The sequence below is a fragment of the Pedobacter chinensis genome, from assembly GCF_003339865.1.
In the GTDB taxonomy this organism is placed as follows: Bacteria; Bacteroidota; Bacteroidia; order Sphingobacteriales; family Sphingobacteriaceae; genus Pedobacter; species Pedobacter chinensis.
Window position 1 is genome coordinate 21,389 of record NZ_QPKV01000007.1, and the last position, 12,182, is coordinate 33,570.

General features: G+C 35.9%; 16 protein-coding genes. 4 read left to right on the forward strand and 12 right to left on the reverse strand.

The annotated features are described in order from the left end of the window. Positions 1–3: 3 nt before the first annotated feature. The 3 genes from DU508_RS16680 to DU508_RS16690 all read right to left on the reverse strand — a co-directional run bounded on the left by DU508_RS16680 (position 4) and on the right by DU508_RS16690 (position 1,816). Entirely contained in the window at positions 4–462 is a 459-nt protein-coding gene (locus DU508_RS16680; RefSeq protein WP_055133646.1) for a GyrI-like domain-containing protein, read from the reverse strand. 64 nt (positions 463–526) lie between these two features. Then, the gene (locus DU508_RS16685; RefSeq protein ID WP_233509659.1) at positions 527–1,354 is read right to left on the reverse strand and encodes a helix-turn-helix transcriptional regulator; all 828 of its coding nucleotides are present in this window, start codon (positions 1,352–1,354) and stop codon (positions 527–529) included. Between the two features lie 18 nt (positions 1,355–1,372). Continuing rightward, positions 1,373–1,816: a GNAT family N-acetyltransferase gene (locus tag DU508_RS16690; RefSeq protein ID WP_055133647.1), complete on the reverse strand. Its 444-nt coding sequence runs from the start codon at positions 1,814–1,816 to the stop codon at positions 1,373–1,375. 160 nt (positions 1,817–1,976) lie between these two features. Between DU508_RS16690 and DU508_RS16695 the strand changes: the two genes are divergently transcribed. Next, positions 1,977–2,288 (forward strand): helix-turn-helix domain-containing protein, encoded by a 312-nt coding sequence (locus DU508_RS16695; RefSeq protein WP_034727230.1) that lies wholly within the window; start codon positions 1,977–1,979, stop codon positions 2,286–2,288. Further along, positions 2,269–2,574 (forward strand): helix-turn-helix domain-containing protein, encoded by a 306-nt coding sequence (locus tag DU508_RS16700; RefSeq protein WP_034727231.1) that lies wholly within the window; start codon positions 2,269–2,271, stop codon positions 2,572–2,574. Before DU508_RS16695 ends, DU508_RS16700 begins: the two co-directional genes overlap by 20 nt. Here the strand turns inward: DU508_RS16700 and DU508_RS16705 are convergent. Further along, the gene (locus DU508_RS16705) at positions 2,558–3,295 is read right to left on the reverse strand and encodes a YoaK family protein (protein ID WP_034727234.1); all 738 of its coding nucleotides are present in this window, start codon (positions 3,293–3,295) and stop codon (positions 2,558–2,560) included. The two genes, DU508_RS16700 and DU508_RS16705, sit on opposite strands and share 17 nt — an antisense overlap. A 308-nt stretch (positions 3,296–3,603) precedes the next feature. Between DU508_RS16705 and DU508_RS16710 the strand changes: the two genes are divergently transcribed. Continuing rightward, positions 3,604–4,065, forward strand: coding sequence for a response regulator (locus DU508_RS16710; protein WP_115403935.1), 462 nt, complete (start codon positions 3,604–3,606; stop codon positions 4,063–4,065). Between the two features lie 158 nt (positions 4,066–4,223). Further along, positions 4,224–5,411, forward strand: coding sequence for a Na+/H+ antiporter NhaA (gene nhaA, locus DU508_RS16715; protein WP_034727241.1), 1,188 nt, complete (start codon positions 4,224–4,226; stop codon positions 5,409–5,411). Between the two features lie 2 nt (positions 5,412–5,413). On the opposite strand, the gene arsB is transcribed toward nhaA, so the two are convergent. From arsB to DU508_RS16755, 8 genes are all read right to left on the reverse strand, one after another. Further along, positions 5,414–6,454 carry an ACR3 family arsenite efflux transporter gene (gene arsB, locus DU508_RS16720; protein WP_034727244.1) on the reverse strand — a complete coding sequence of 347 codons (1,041 nt, stop codon included), beginning with the start codon at positions 6,452–6,454 and terminating at the stop codon, positions 5,414–5,416. Positions 6,455–6,456: 2 nt separating this feature from the next. Beyond that, the gene (gene gcvH, locus DU508_RS16725; RefSeq protein WP_034727246.1) at positions 6,457–6,834 is read right to left on the reverse strand and encodes a glycine cleavage system protein GcvH; all 378 of its coding nucleotides are present in this window, start codon (positions 6,832–6,834) and stop codon (positions 6,457–6,459) included. A gap of 16 nt (positions 6,835–6,850) precedes the next feature. Then, a complete protein-coding gene (locus DU508_RS16730) occupies positions 6,851–7,624 on the reverse strand; it encodes a metallophosphoesterase family protein (RefSeq protein ID WP_034727251.1) in 774 nt (257 codons plus the stop codon). 43 nt (positions 7,625–7,667) lie between these two features. Beyond that, positions 7,668–8,795, reverse strand: coding sequence for a chromate efflux transporter (chrA, locus tag DU508_RS16735; protein ID WP_034727253.1), 1,128 nt, complete (start codon positions 8,793–8,795; stop codon positions 7,668–7,670). Next, positions 8,785–9,216 (reverse strand): DoxX family protein, encoded by a 432-nt coding sequence (locus DU508_RS16740; protein ID WP_034727255.1) that lies wholly within the window; start codon positions 9,214–9,216, stop codon positions 8,785–8,787. Before DU508_RS16740 ends, chrA begins: the two co-directional genes overlap by 11 nt. A 12-nt stretch (positions 9,217–9,228) precedes the next feature. After that, positions 9,229–9,702: a DUF6428 family protein gene (locus tag DU508_RS16745; RefSeq protein WP_034727258.1), complete on the reverse strand. Its 474-nt coding sequence runs from the start codon at positions 9,700–9,702 to the stop codon at positions 9,229–9,231. A 65-nt stretch (positions 9,703–9,767) separates the two neighbouring features. Beyond that, positions 9,768–10,097, reverse strand: a complete 330-nt coding sequence (locus DU508_RS16750) for an ArsR/SmtB family transcription factor (RefSeq protein ID WP_002978307.1) — start codon at positions 10,095–10,097, stop codon at positions 9,768–9,770. A 111-nt stretch (positions 10,098–10,208) separates the two neighbouring features. Further along, on the reverse strand, positions 10,209–11,744 hold the full coding sequence (locus DU508_RS16755; RefSeq protein ID WP_034727262.1) for a SulP family inorganic anion transporter: 1,536 nt from the start codon (positions 11,742–11,744) through the stop codon (positions 10,209–10,211). Positions 11,745–12,182: the final 438 nt, after the last annotated feature.

The window sequence follows — 12,182 nt, forward strand, 5'->3', positions numbered from 1 at the left end:
TATTTATTTTATTGCAATTAAAATATCTATCTCTGCATCTGCTGGGTTTTGTGCTTTCTCACCAAATACTTCAAAGTCTGCCGTGAACAGTCTATTTAGATCCATTTCCCAAATTTCAAACCATTTATTTATGACTAAGTCTTTCATTAAATCTCCTTTGGTTGAGAATTTAACATAGTTTCCACCCTTAATTGATTTACCTACCATTCCGACAGGAATAGTGTCTAAATTTTTCACTTTGCAACCCAGTATGGTCGTATAAGGCTTAGTATGGTCACTTTCATAATCCGTATAAATGGAATATATAGTATTGTCAATTTTGTTCGGAATTGCTTCCAGAACTTTATCATTTATAAATCTACCCCACAAATCCCCAATATCTTTTGCGACCTGATTGTTTTTATTTGTGGTTCTTACCGAAATACCGATTACTTTAAAAGACTCAATAGTTAATTTTTCCATTTCTTGAAATATTTTAGTTCAACCACAAAAATAAAATGGGGTTGCGACAACCTTATGTCAAGGGTCACGAAGAATATTTTTTCTTACAGATTTCAAAATATTCCTGCAAGGTCATTTTATGGGGTTCAAACTGTTCGTTGAGTGTTGTAAGGTGTTGAATTCTATCAAGTCGAAAGGCTCTGAAATCATTTCGCAACAAGCAAAAAGCAATAAGTATCCAGTTGTCTTGTGTACTGTAAATAGCAAAAGGCTCAATGGTTCTTTCCGTTGTTTGATTTGTATCCGGTGAATGATATTTAATCTTTACAAGATTGAAATTTGTTAAGGCCAATTGTAAGGTCGATAGAAAATTGCTTGTTCGGTTAACGCCTGTATTTTGCCTGCATACAACTCGGTCGGAGAGCAAGTTTGCTTTGTCTTTGGTATTGGTACGTAAAACGGATTTGATCTTATTGATGGCTTCCGAATAATCTTTTACAAATGAAGCATCTTTGTTTTTATTTATAAGCTTTTGGGCAGTTATTAACGCATTGGCTTCGCTTTCGGTAAACATTACGGGCGGAATTCTGTAACCTTCCATCAAGGTATAGCCTTTTCCTTCCTCTGTCAGAATAGGAACTCCCGCTTGTTCCAATGCTTTTATATCTCTATAGATAGTTCTGGTGCTAACCGAAAATTTTTCGGCTAATTGATTAGCTGTAATTAGTCGCTTTGTCTGTAATTGGGTTAGAATTGCAGTCAGTCTGGAAAGTCGTTTTGTATCGTTATCATTCATTGGAACTATTGTTAGTTCTTTTTTGCAGGTTATATGCTTCGTAAACAAGTATTTTCTGTTACTAAATTTCTTGTGGAAAGCAAACGTCAATTTACCACATAATTCATAATCTTGCACAATGGGTATTAACAGTAGTTAATTTTTTAATACCATATGTAAAGTGGGATACGGTTTTCCCGATGAATCCAATTCCGAACGACTTTTTGTTTCAAACCCACATTTTTTATAAAAACCTACTGCTTGTTCGTTTTGTTCATTCACATCCACTTTTTTTACATTCATTTTTTCAATTGAATAATTCAATAATATTTTTCCAATCTGCTTACCTCTATAGTCTGGATGAATGAATAACATTTCCAAATTTTGATCAGCTACTCCAAGAAAACCAGTTATTCGACCTTCCTCATTTTTTACACACTTCAATTCAACAGCATCTAGATAAATATTTAAGATAAGTGGTTTAAAATATTGAATATCCTCTTCTTTCAAAAAGTGATGTGTTGCTCGAACAGATGCTTCCCAAATATCGACCACTTCCTTATATTCTGTTTTTTTAATATTATCTATTTTGTATTTCATGTTATCTTAATTACTACTAACACGCAAATTTACGAAATAAAGCCTACGGCAAATATAGCTTTATGCCAAATACTGCCTTTCAAAGCCAATCAATACCACATTTTCCAAGCCTTTACAAATCCTTGATAAATTCGACTTCCACAGCAAAATTGAGCAAATAATGGAAGTTATCGCAATACAAAAGTCCGTATTGGACGGGATGAAAATGGAACTGAAAGCACTTTTGGAATTGACCGAAAATGCCACTCGGAAATATGTACCGATTTTCAACAAAGAAAAGTGGCTGGATAACCAGGAAGTGTGCCTGATGATGGGTATTACCAAACGGACATTGCAGACCTATAAAGACAAAGGATTGTTGCCTTATTCCAAACTGAACCGCAAGAATTATTACAAACTCTCGGATGTACAGGCTTTACTCGGAGTCGGACAACCGTATAATATCAAATACAATGGATTTACTGACGAATGAAGCTGAAGAAGTAATCGAACAACAGCAAATGATAATGCTGTTGAGAAACCGTATTGAAGAAATATTGAAAAACTATCGTCCTGTAATGAATGGAGAAATCTACTTGTCGGGCGAAGATGTGTGTAGGCTACTCCATATCAGCAAAAGGACTTTACAGCAATATCGTGATGATAATATCCTGCCATTTATACAAATTGGGGGTAAGATAATCTATAATGAAACAGATCTGGTAAGGATACTGGAAGAGAACTATACCGGGAAGAATACGGTCAATGATGGTTTCTGAACTTTCTTTTCAGATAATAGTACCGAAACAATAACCGGTCATACCATAAAGCGAAAATTAACAATCCTACCGGAAGCAAAAGAGTTCTTAATTCAAGATATGAATAAGTAAAGCCACCTATTATACAACCCAAAAAGAAACAACAGATGATTGCCAGCTTTAAGAATATACTTTTATTCAACTGTATCCGTTCTGGCCGATCTCTGTAAAAGAACAGCTGTGACAGTTCTATTCCCAGATCCGTGAACAAACCCGTTAGGTGGGTAGTTCTTACCACCGATTGGGATACCCTCGTTACCAATGCATTCTGTAATCCCATAGAAAAAAGTAGAGCTGACGATAATAGAATTGAAAACCTGGCATATTCATTCGGTAGTAAAAATGCTGAAAAACTCACCGCCAATAATATGATTATTTCAAGGAATATGGGTATAATATAAGGTGTTTGTGGTTTGTATTTTGAAACCCACTCCATAAGAAGACTTGAAACAAACGCTCCAAACAGAAAAAACAAAATGTAAAATAAATATGCAAAAGCCATTCTGTAATTTCTTAAAACAAGTTCCTCAGAAAAAAAAGCAAAATGACCTGTTACATTAGTAGTTAGCGTATGTAATTCTAAAACACCGGTAATGTTTACGACACCTGCTACACCGGATAATATTGAGGCTAATTTTAGGTTGTGCGTATAAGTACGACCTTTGCCTTTATGTCTAAACATTTGCTTCCTTTTGTTGTAAATTTACAAAATTGCTGTTGCCCCTTGTTCATAATTGTATATAATCTGTAACATTCGTACATTTGCTTTATTAAATATAGAAATACTTAAAGTGTTTTTGCTTTAAGTCCCACATTGAAAACTGGTAATTTTTAGACAACGGGACAATAAGGAAGAACGCTCATGCCATAGGCGTGGGCGCTCGCTTATTCGTTGTCGGGTATACCAGTACCTCAATGTGCGGTAAGTGTAAGTTGCCTGCGCTTTCTTTTTGTGCAGGAAACTCCATTAACTCAAAATCTGACAATATTATGGAAACTGGTACAGCACAACAAAAAATCACTCTCGCATTTATCAACGACAAAAGCCCTATTTTAGATGGTATCTGCCAAGACCTTGTCGCTTCAGGAACTGAAGTCTTATTTCGTTCGGAAAGCATTGAAGATGGACTATCGCAATTATCAGAATTAAATGAACCTCCCAATGTTAGTATTATTGACCTTGATTTTTACGACAGGAATGTGATGGCACAGATTCAAGAATTAAGGACAGAATATCCAACAATAAAGCTTATTGCTCATAGTGATATTGATGCTGAAAAAGTCGTAAAACCTCTTTTTGAAATTGGTTTTACAGGTTATTTGCTCATTGGTAGCGATGCAGACGATTTCAAGAAAGCCATTGAAGTTGTTATCAATGGCGGAAGATATTTTAGTGTGGGAGTAGCAAATATTGCACAGGAATATTTTAATAATGATTTTCATAGTGAATAAAGTAATTCATTCTACTAACTTATTAATAAGTTTTATTTCAGCCATATTCTTCATAATAGGAAAAGATTTATTCTGTAATTTAAGCAGTAATTATCCCTTTTGCTAGCTCATTCGCAACATTATTGGTATATTGCGATATTTAATTTTTACAGATAAATATGCCGAAAAAAATCAATCTAAAGGTTTTTAAAGACTTTGTACAATCAAGCAATTTTGGAGGTTTTCTCCTTTTTTTATGCGTAGTGATTTCATTGATAGTAGCAAATACATCACTTGCTCTCCCATTACAAAATTTATTGGATACAAAACTGGGTTATGAAAATGAAGCCATACACCTCAATTATTCCGTAAGTATGTGGATCAATGACGGATTGATGGCAATCTTTTTTCTGTTGGTAGGTCTGGAAATTAAAAGAGAAATTGTTGAAGGAGAACTTTCTTCTCCCAAGAAAGCTATTTTGCCTATCCTTGCTGCTATCGGTGGAGCAGTAATACCCGCATTGATTTATGTAAGTTTTAATTCCGGTAGTGAAACAGCTTCCGGCTGGGGTATTCCTATGGCTACGGATATTGCTTTTGCATTGGCCGTAATTTCGCTGTTAGACAAAAGAGTACCAACCAGTTTAAAAATATTTTTAGCGGCTTTAGCGATTGTGGATGACTTGATTGCAATTTTAGTCATTGCAATTTTCTATTCATCCGGAATTGAGTTAGGCTATCTAGGCTATGCCGGAATTGGAATGCTAGTACTGATTTTGATGAACCGTTTTAATGTTAAAAATCCCTATCTATATCTAATACCAGGAGTCTTTATATGGTATTTTGTGCATCATTCTGGCATTCATGCCACTATAGCAGGTGTACTGGTAGCTATGACCTTGCCAACCAATGATACAGAAGTTGAATCTCCGTTAGAGAAACTAGAACATGCACTTGTAAAACCGGTAAATTTTCTAATTATTCCCATTTTTGCATTCGCCAATACAAATATTACAATTCATCAGGAAATGATAGAAGGACTGACTTCCCCGTTAGGTTTAGGTATTTCACTGGGATTAATTTTTGGTAAGCCCATTGGCATTGTTGCAACCTCTTTGATATGTTCTAAGTTAGGGATAGGTCAACTTCCTGCAAACAGTAACCTTATTCACATTATTGGCTTAGGATTATTAGCTGGAATAGGTTTTACAATGTCCATATTTATATCTATGCTTTCATTTGACAATCAGGTTTTCATTGAAGAGGCCAAGCTATCTGTTTTAATAACATCACTCATTGCGGGTATCTTAGGATATGTAATTTTGAATTTATCAAGTAGAAGAAAGGGTAAAAAGACTGAAATTTAAATTCAGTCTTTTTTACTATAATATTTCTCCTTTAACCATAAACTTGCCCTTACCAATAATATGAGTACAGGAACTTCTACCAGTGGGCCGATAACACCCACAAATGCCTGTGGCGAATGAATGCCGAAAATCGATATTGCTACGGCTATTGCCAATTCAAAATTGTTTCCTGTGGCTGTAAATGCGATGGATGCGTTTTTGTCGTAAGGAACTTTAAGAGATTTATTGATAAAGAAGCTCACGAAAAACATCAACACAAAATAGATGATTAGCGGTATGGCTACTTTTACTACATCCATTGGTAATTCCAGTATTTTATCGCCTTTCAAGCTGAACATTAATACTATCGTAAACAATAAAGCGTATAAGGTAATTGGCGATATTGCGGGGACGAATTTTCGGTTATACCATTCTATACCTTTTGATTTTACAAGGAAGTAACGGCTTAAAAAACCTGCCAGGAATGGAATACCTAAATATATCAATACGCTTTCGGTAACATCTTTCATGGATACGCTTACATTGAAATTGGCTAATCCTAATTTTGCAGGTAATACGTTGATGAATAACCAAACTAAAAAGCTGTAAGTAAATATCTGGAAGATGCTATTTAATGCAACTAACATAGCTGTATATTCTCTGTTTGCTTTAGCTAAGTCACTCCAGACGATGACCATGGCAATACATCTTGCCAAACCTATAAGAATTAAGCCTGTCATATAATCGGGTTCGTGACGTAAAAACAAAACCGCTAATCCAAACATCAATACCGTGCCGATTACCCAATTGAGCAATAAGGATATGCCAATTACTTTTTTATCTCTAAATGCCTTGGGCAATAAGGAATAATCAACCTTTGCCAAGGGGGGATACATCATCAATATCAATCCTATTGCCAATGGAATATTGGTAGTACCAACAGATAAGCTGTTGGTTACATTGGAGATATTGGGAAAGAAATGCCCCAAACCCACGCCAATTGCCATTGCAAGGAATATCCATAAAGTAAGGTATCTGTCTAAGAATTTTAATTTTGGTTGCATGGCTAATTTGTAAGTTCTTTATATTGGTTTGATGTCAATAAATCTTCTAATTCTGTAATGTCTTTTATTTCAATTTTAATCAGCCAACCGTCTTTATAAGGATTGTCGTTTATGAGTGTGGGTGCTTTCAAAAGTAGTTCGTTCGTTTCAGTGATTTTACCCGAAACAGGCATAAATAAATCACTGACCGTTTTAACTGCTTCAACAGAGCCGAATACTTCGTCCTGCTGAAAACTATATCCAACGTTTGGTAAATCCGCATATACGATTTCGCCCAATTCACTTTGCGCAAATTCTGTAATGCCTATTGTACCTGTGTTGTCCTGTATGCTTATCCAGGTATGTTCTTTTGAATACTTTCTATCGGTTGGAAATTCCATTTTTATAAATTTTAGATTAGTAACCTCTTCTTAAATTTTCTGCGTATTCGTTTGGTAAAATGCTTTCTTCAACTGCTTTTGCAGCCCTTTCAATATCATAATCAAAGCGTATAAATTCTACACTGATACTATCTTTATCCAACACAGAACTGTTTTCATTAATCGTAAGCATTACATAACCGCCTCTTACATCGCTGTCCTTCGGTTTACCAACCGAACCGATATTAATGGCGTGTCGGAAATGATTTTGACCGTCAATACCCGAATTTAAAACTCTGTGATAAGGTTTGTGTGTGTGTCCGAAGCACATAATGTCTGCATCGGCTTGCTCCATAATGCGAAGCATACTTTTTTCCTCACGGTCTTCAAAAAGATATTCGTTTATTTTTCTCGGACTTCCGTGTACCAACAGCAAATTCAATTTATCTTCATTCAGTTGAAATTCTACTTTGATATGGGCTGGAAGTGTACGCAAATACGCTCTTTCTTCATCTTTCATCAAAGAATTTGTGAATGAAATAGAAATATTTCCGTTATCTTTTTCACTGTCTGTTTTGTAGGCACAACCGCATTCGTTGCTCATTCTGCCAATGCCAAAATCGTAATTTCCGGCAATGGTTGGTATTCTCCTTTTACGGATTTCGTTTACCACTTCGTTTGGCCAAATATTATAGCCCACCAAATCGCCCAAACAATAAATACTGTCTGGTTTTCTTTTTTCAACATCTTCAAAAAATGCTTCTAATGCAGGTAAATTGGCGTGAATATCACTGAATAATGCTATTTTCATTTTGTCTAATTTTTATTGTTTAAATATTTTGTTTAAGATAACTTTAGATAAGATTAAATAAATACCCTAATAATGCTCCTCCAATAACCACAAAGGCACTATTTATTTTTTTGAATTTGAAAACTACGATCGCACTTATCATTGCAATTAATATCGTCCGCCAATCAGTAATAGTTTCTTTGCCAATTGTAAGACAAATAGCGGCTATGATTGCAACAGATGCCACATTGACCGCATCGAGAAAAATGGACAGTCCTTTAGATTGGCGCATTTTTTTCATCAAGGGATTTAGCAATGCTACTAAAATAAACGACGGCAGAAAAATAGCAATCGTAGAAATAACTGCTCCGGATAGTCCGTTGATTTGATAGCCAATAAACGTAACTGAAGAAAAAACAGGACCTGGGGTAAACTGTCCAACAGCAATAGCATCCATTAATTGCTGCCGGGTGAGTAAGCCCGTTGCAACTAATTCCGTATCTAAAAAGGCGAAAAGAACATAACCGCTTCCGTAGAGGATAGCACCAATTTTCAGGAATATCCAAAATAATTTGGTATTTGTTTCAGACAGTAAGGGGCTTTGTGCGATTTGTAAGAATGCGAGCGGGATAAAACTTTGGAGCGTATTTTTTGTATCCTGAAGGTAATACAAGGCCATTGCCAGCAATCCCGCTCCAAACATCAAATAGATTTCACTAATGCCGAATAATGACAGTACCAAAACAAGAATACCTACAACCGCCAAGAATGTGGACTTGACAGATTTCTTTGCTAATGGAAAAACAGCTCCTATGATAATAGCGATGATTGCAGGTTTGATACCGTAAATAAAGGGCTGTACTTCGGGCAATTGTCCGTATTGCTGATACAACCATGCAAATATCCCGGTAATGAAAACCGCAGGTAAAATAAAGCATAACCCTGCAAAGATTAATCCTTTCCAACCGCCTTTGTCATAGCCGATGTGTATCGCCATTTCTGTACTGTTGGGGCCAGGAATGAGATTAGTAGCTCCCAACAAATCCAAAAAATGCTGTTCGCTCATCCATTTCTTTTTGACAACAACTTCCTGCTGCATCATAGCAATATGAACCGCGGGACCTCCAAAACCAATAAAACCGAGCTTGAGAAAGAGCTTGGCAATTTCCTTTATTTGAATATCACGCTCCATTTCTCATTACGATTTTATCAATAGACCAATTACCTCCACCTTTGATTAACAAAAACATACTTCCCAAAAGCATCGCCCAATCCGTACGGCTGCCGTGCAGCAATTCCCAAATACCCTCATTAGCCAAAATAGATGTTTTGGTCGTGGCAATGGCAACAAGCATAATGATGATGAGCGGAATACTTGCTAACCTTGTAAGCAACCCGAGCAAAATAAGTGCTCCGCAAAGGATTTCAAATATGCCTACAAAACTTCCAAGAAATTCAGGAGATGGCAAGCCAATTTTTTCAAACCGCCCGGCTCCCCGAAAAGCAGGAAACAGCAATTTTTGAATGCCCTCCGATAAAAAAACACCTCCAACAATCAGTCGGATTATGATTGTTGTCTTTGAATTATCTGTATGAATGATTTTTGAAAACATAAAAATTCAATTTTAACAACATCCGCCACCTGGAGTACAAGCATTAGCATTATTTACAGGCAGTTCCGCCAAATTTTTCTTTACTTTTTCGGAAGGAATACCGCAGGCATCTTGAGCCAAACAAGCTGTTGTTTTATTTTTCAGTACAAATGTCTCTCCGTTGAAATCCAAATCATACTTACCAATCGTTTCGCTTTGGTATTCCACTTCAATTTCCGCATCTTCTATGCCCAATTTTTCTTCGGATAGCTTGATGATGTTTAATAGCTTAGCTGGCTTTAATTTGTGCTCGAAATCGTCTGCATTCCATAATTGGAAGTTTACAACTTTTTCCGAACGGATTACGCCACCACAGTCTATAAAGTTTTTAGTAATTTGTCCCACTTCGGTAACGTGGAAATGTTCTGGAACTAAGGTTCCGTTTTCTAATTGAAATCCAACATTTACTAATGTTGGCAGGATTTCTTTAATTTTTGATAGCTTCATATTTCTGATATTAACTCAATAAATGTTATATTGCAATGTTACGATGATTTGGTGTTAAAAAAAGCTTAACAGCATTCTTTACTATTTACATTCTCGACAAAAAAGCTATTGAGTTCCTTCTTAATCTCATTCCAGACTGTTTCATTAATACAGTAACATACACTAGTTCCTTCTATATTTCCTTTAATGATACCAATATTTTTCAGCTCTTTCAAGTGTTGTGAAATTGTCGCTTGTGCCAATCCCAATTCTTCTACAAGATCATTACAGATGCAGGCATTTTGTTTAATGATATGTTGCAGTATAGCTATACGGGCAGGATGAGCCAGTGCCTTTAAAATACTAGCTAAATGGTTCTGCTGTTCTGTAAAAATTTCGGTTTTTGTGACACCCATCAGTTTTATAAAAATAAATATATCGCAATATTACGATAATAAATTTAAACAGCAATAATTTTAAAAAAAATTATTGCTGTAGTTGTAATATTAAACTTGGGTATTCCGATGCTATTTATTAGTCATTACTTTGTAGGTAGGATCTTCAATAATATTCACATCAATAACTGTTTCTGCATTTTTAAGTAATTGCCTGCAATCTTGGCTTAAATGACGTAAATGTAGTTTTTTACCTTCCTTGTGATACTTCTCCGTAATTTTATTTAAAGCTTCAATAGCAGACATATCAACTACTTTACTTTCCTTAAAATCAATTACAACTTCATTCGGGTCATTTAGTAAGTCAAATTTTTCAATAAATGCGGCAGTAGAACCAAAGAAGAGCGGCCCAAAAATTTCGTAATGCTTTACACCATCTTCATCTACATATTTTCTTGCACGTATTCTTTTAGCACTCTCCCAGGCAAATACTAGAGCCGAAATGACTACACCAATCAAAACCGCTAAAGCTAAGTTGTGCAATACTATGGTTATAACTGCTACCAACATACCAATAAAAATATCGTGACGAGGCATTTTATTAATAATTCGAAAGCTGACCCACTCAAATGTGCCTATAGCTACCATCATCATCACCCCGACTAATGCCGCCATTGGAATTTGCTCGATTACAGGACCTGCAACCAGAATGATTAATAAAATTGCTATAGCTGCAACTATTGCAGAAAGTCTGGCTCTTCCTCCAGCTCCGATATTCACTAAAGTTTGGGCAACCATTGCACATCCACCCATTCCGCCGAAGAAACCGTTGGTGATATTGGCTATACCTTGCGCCGCAGTCTCACGGTTAGATTGTCCTTTTGTGCTGGTTATTTCATCAACCATATTAAGCGTTAACAGACTTTCAATCAATCCAACCCCTGCCATTACCAAGGCATAAGGGAAAATAATTTCCAATGTTTCCAGACTAAAAGGAATAGCAGGGATATGAAATGAAGGTAAAGAACCTCCTACAGAGGCGATATCAATTACTTTTTTAGTATCGATGCCGAAAAAATATACAATACCAAAGACAACTATTATTGCTACTAAAGATGCAGGAACTGCCTTTGTAAATTTTGGCAATATAAATACGATGGCTATAGTTAGTAATGTCAGTCCAGCCATTAGATAAAGCGCCGGCCCCTGCATCCAACCTTCTATCCCGTTTTCTACAACTTTAAATTGAGCTACCTGTGCCATGAAAATGATTACTGCAAGACCGTTTAAAAAACCATACATTACTGGTTGTGGGATCAGGCGGACAAATTTACCCAGTTTAAAAATTCCTACTGAAAATTGCAGTACACCTGCTAATATAACCGCAGCAAATAGATATTCCACACCGTGTGATGCTGCCAATGCGATAAGTACTACTACCGTTGCTCCGGCTCCCCCAGAAACCATTCCGGGTCTGCCTCCCAAAATTGCAGTAACAATACCCATTAAAAAAGCTGCATAAAGCCCTGTCAAAGGCGAAAGCCCTGCCAGAATAGCAAAGGATAAAGACTCAGGTATCATGGTCATAGCCACCGCAAGACCCGCAAGAATTTCGTTTTTGTAATTAATTTTCTGTTTGAAATCAAACAAATTGATAATTTTCTGCATAAAAATTTATGTTTAAAGTGGTAAAAATGTAAATAGAAAAGTTTGTACACGAAAGCAAAACCTTCGGGTACGACAGAGAAGCCAATAAATTAAAATTGGGAAATATAACAGTTAGCCTAAGATCAAGGCGGAGTAACTTGGGATGATATTTGTACTGTTCTTTTCATTGAGTGGTGCAAAAGTACAATTTATAGTTATTGTACACAATTTAACACCAAAAAAACTAAAAAAAATTGTTTTACAACACAGAATCTTTTCTTTGATGGCTATGTGAAAAGAAATCGTTACTAAATACAACAAATGGGATAATGAATATCCCACGCAAAAACTCGCAACCTGTTTGGTAAAATGTAAGGAAAGGTAATTGTGAAATGGTACATTTTAACAAAGGGGTTGCATCCGCTTTAAACCGCAAAAATGCGTTTCCGACCGAAGCGA

Bases quoted from the DNA above. Each gene is read 5' to 3' on its own strand.
- DU508_RS16680 (WP_055133646.1), bottom strand. From the start codon at position 462: ATGGAAAAATTAACTATTGAGTCTTTTAAAGTAATCGGTATTTCGGTA.
- DU508_RS16690 (WP_055133647.1), bottom strand. From the start codon at position 1,816: ATGAAATACAAAATAGATAATATTAAAAAAACAGAATATAAGGAAGTG.
- DU508_RS16695 (WP_034727230.1), top strand. From the start codon at position 1,977: ATGGAAGTTATCGCAATACAAAAGTCCGTATTGGACGGGATGAAAATG.
- DU508_RS16700 (WP_034727231.1), top strand. From the start codon at position 2,269: ATGGATTTACTGACGAATGAAGCTGAAGAAGTAATCGAACAACAGCAA.
- DU508_RS16705 (WP_034727234.1), bottom strand. From the start codon at position 3,295: ATGTTTAGACATAAAGGCAAAGGTCGTACTTATACGCACAACCTAAAA.
- DU508_RS16710 (WP_115403935.1), top strand. From the start codon at position 3,604: ATGGAAACTGGTACAGCACAACAAAAAATCACTCTCGCATTTATCAAC.
- nhaA (WP_034727241.1), top strand. From the start codon at position 4,224: ATGCCGAAAAAAATCAATCTAAAGGTTTTTAAAGACTTTGTACAATCA.
- arsB (WP_034727244.1), bottom strand. From the start codon at position 6,454: ATGCAACCAAAATTAAAATTCTTAGACAGATACCTTACTTTATGGATA.
- gcvH (WP_034727246.1), bottom strand. From the start codon at position 6,834: ATGGAATTTCCAACCGATAGAAAGTATTCAAAAGAACATACCTGGATA.
- DU508_RS16730 (WP_034727251.1), bottom strand. From the start codon at position 7,624: ATGAAAATAGCATTATTCAGTGATATTCACGCCAATTTACCTGCATTA.
- chrA (WP_034727253.1), bottom strand. From the start codon at position 8,795: ATGGAGCGTGATATTCAAATAAAGGAAATTGCCAAGCTCTTTCTCAAG.
- DU508_RS16740 (WP_034727255.1), bottom strand. From the start codon at position 9,216: ATGTTTTCAAAAATCATTCATACAGATAATTCAAAGACAACAATCATA.
- DU508_RS16745 (WP_034727258.1), bottom strand. From the start codon at position 9,702: ATGAAGCTATCAAAAATTAAAGAAATCCTGCCAACATTAGTAAATGTT.
- DU508_RS16750 (WP_002978307.1), bottom strand. From the start codon at position 10,097: ATGGGTGTCACAAAAACCGAAATTTTTACAGAACAGCAGAACCATTTA.
- DU508_RS16755 (WP_034727262.1), bottom strand. From the start codon at position 11,744: ATGCAGAAAATTATCAATTTGTTTGATTTCAAACAGAAAATTAATTAC.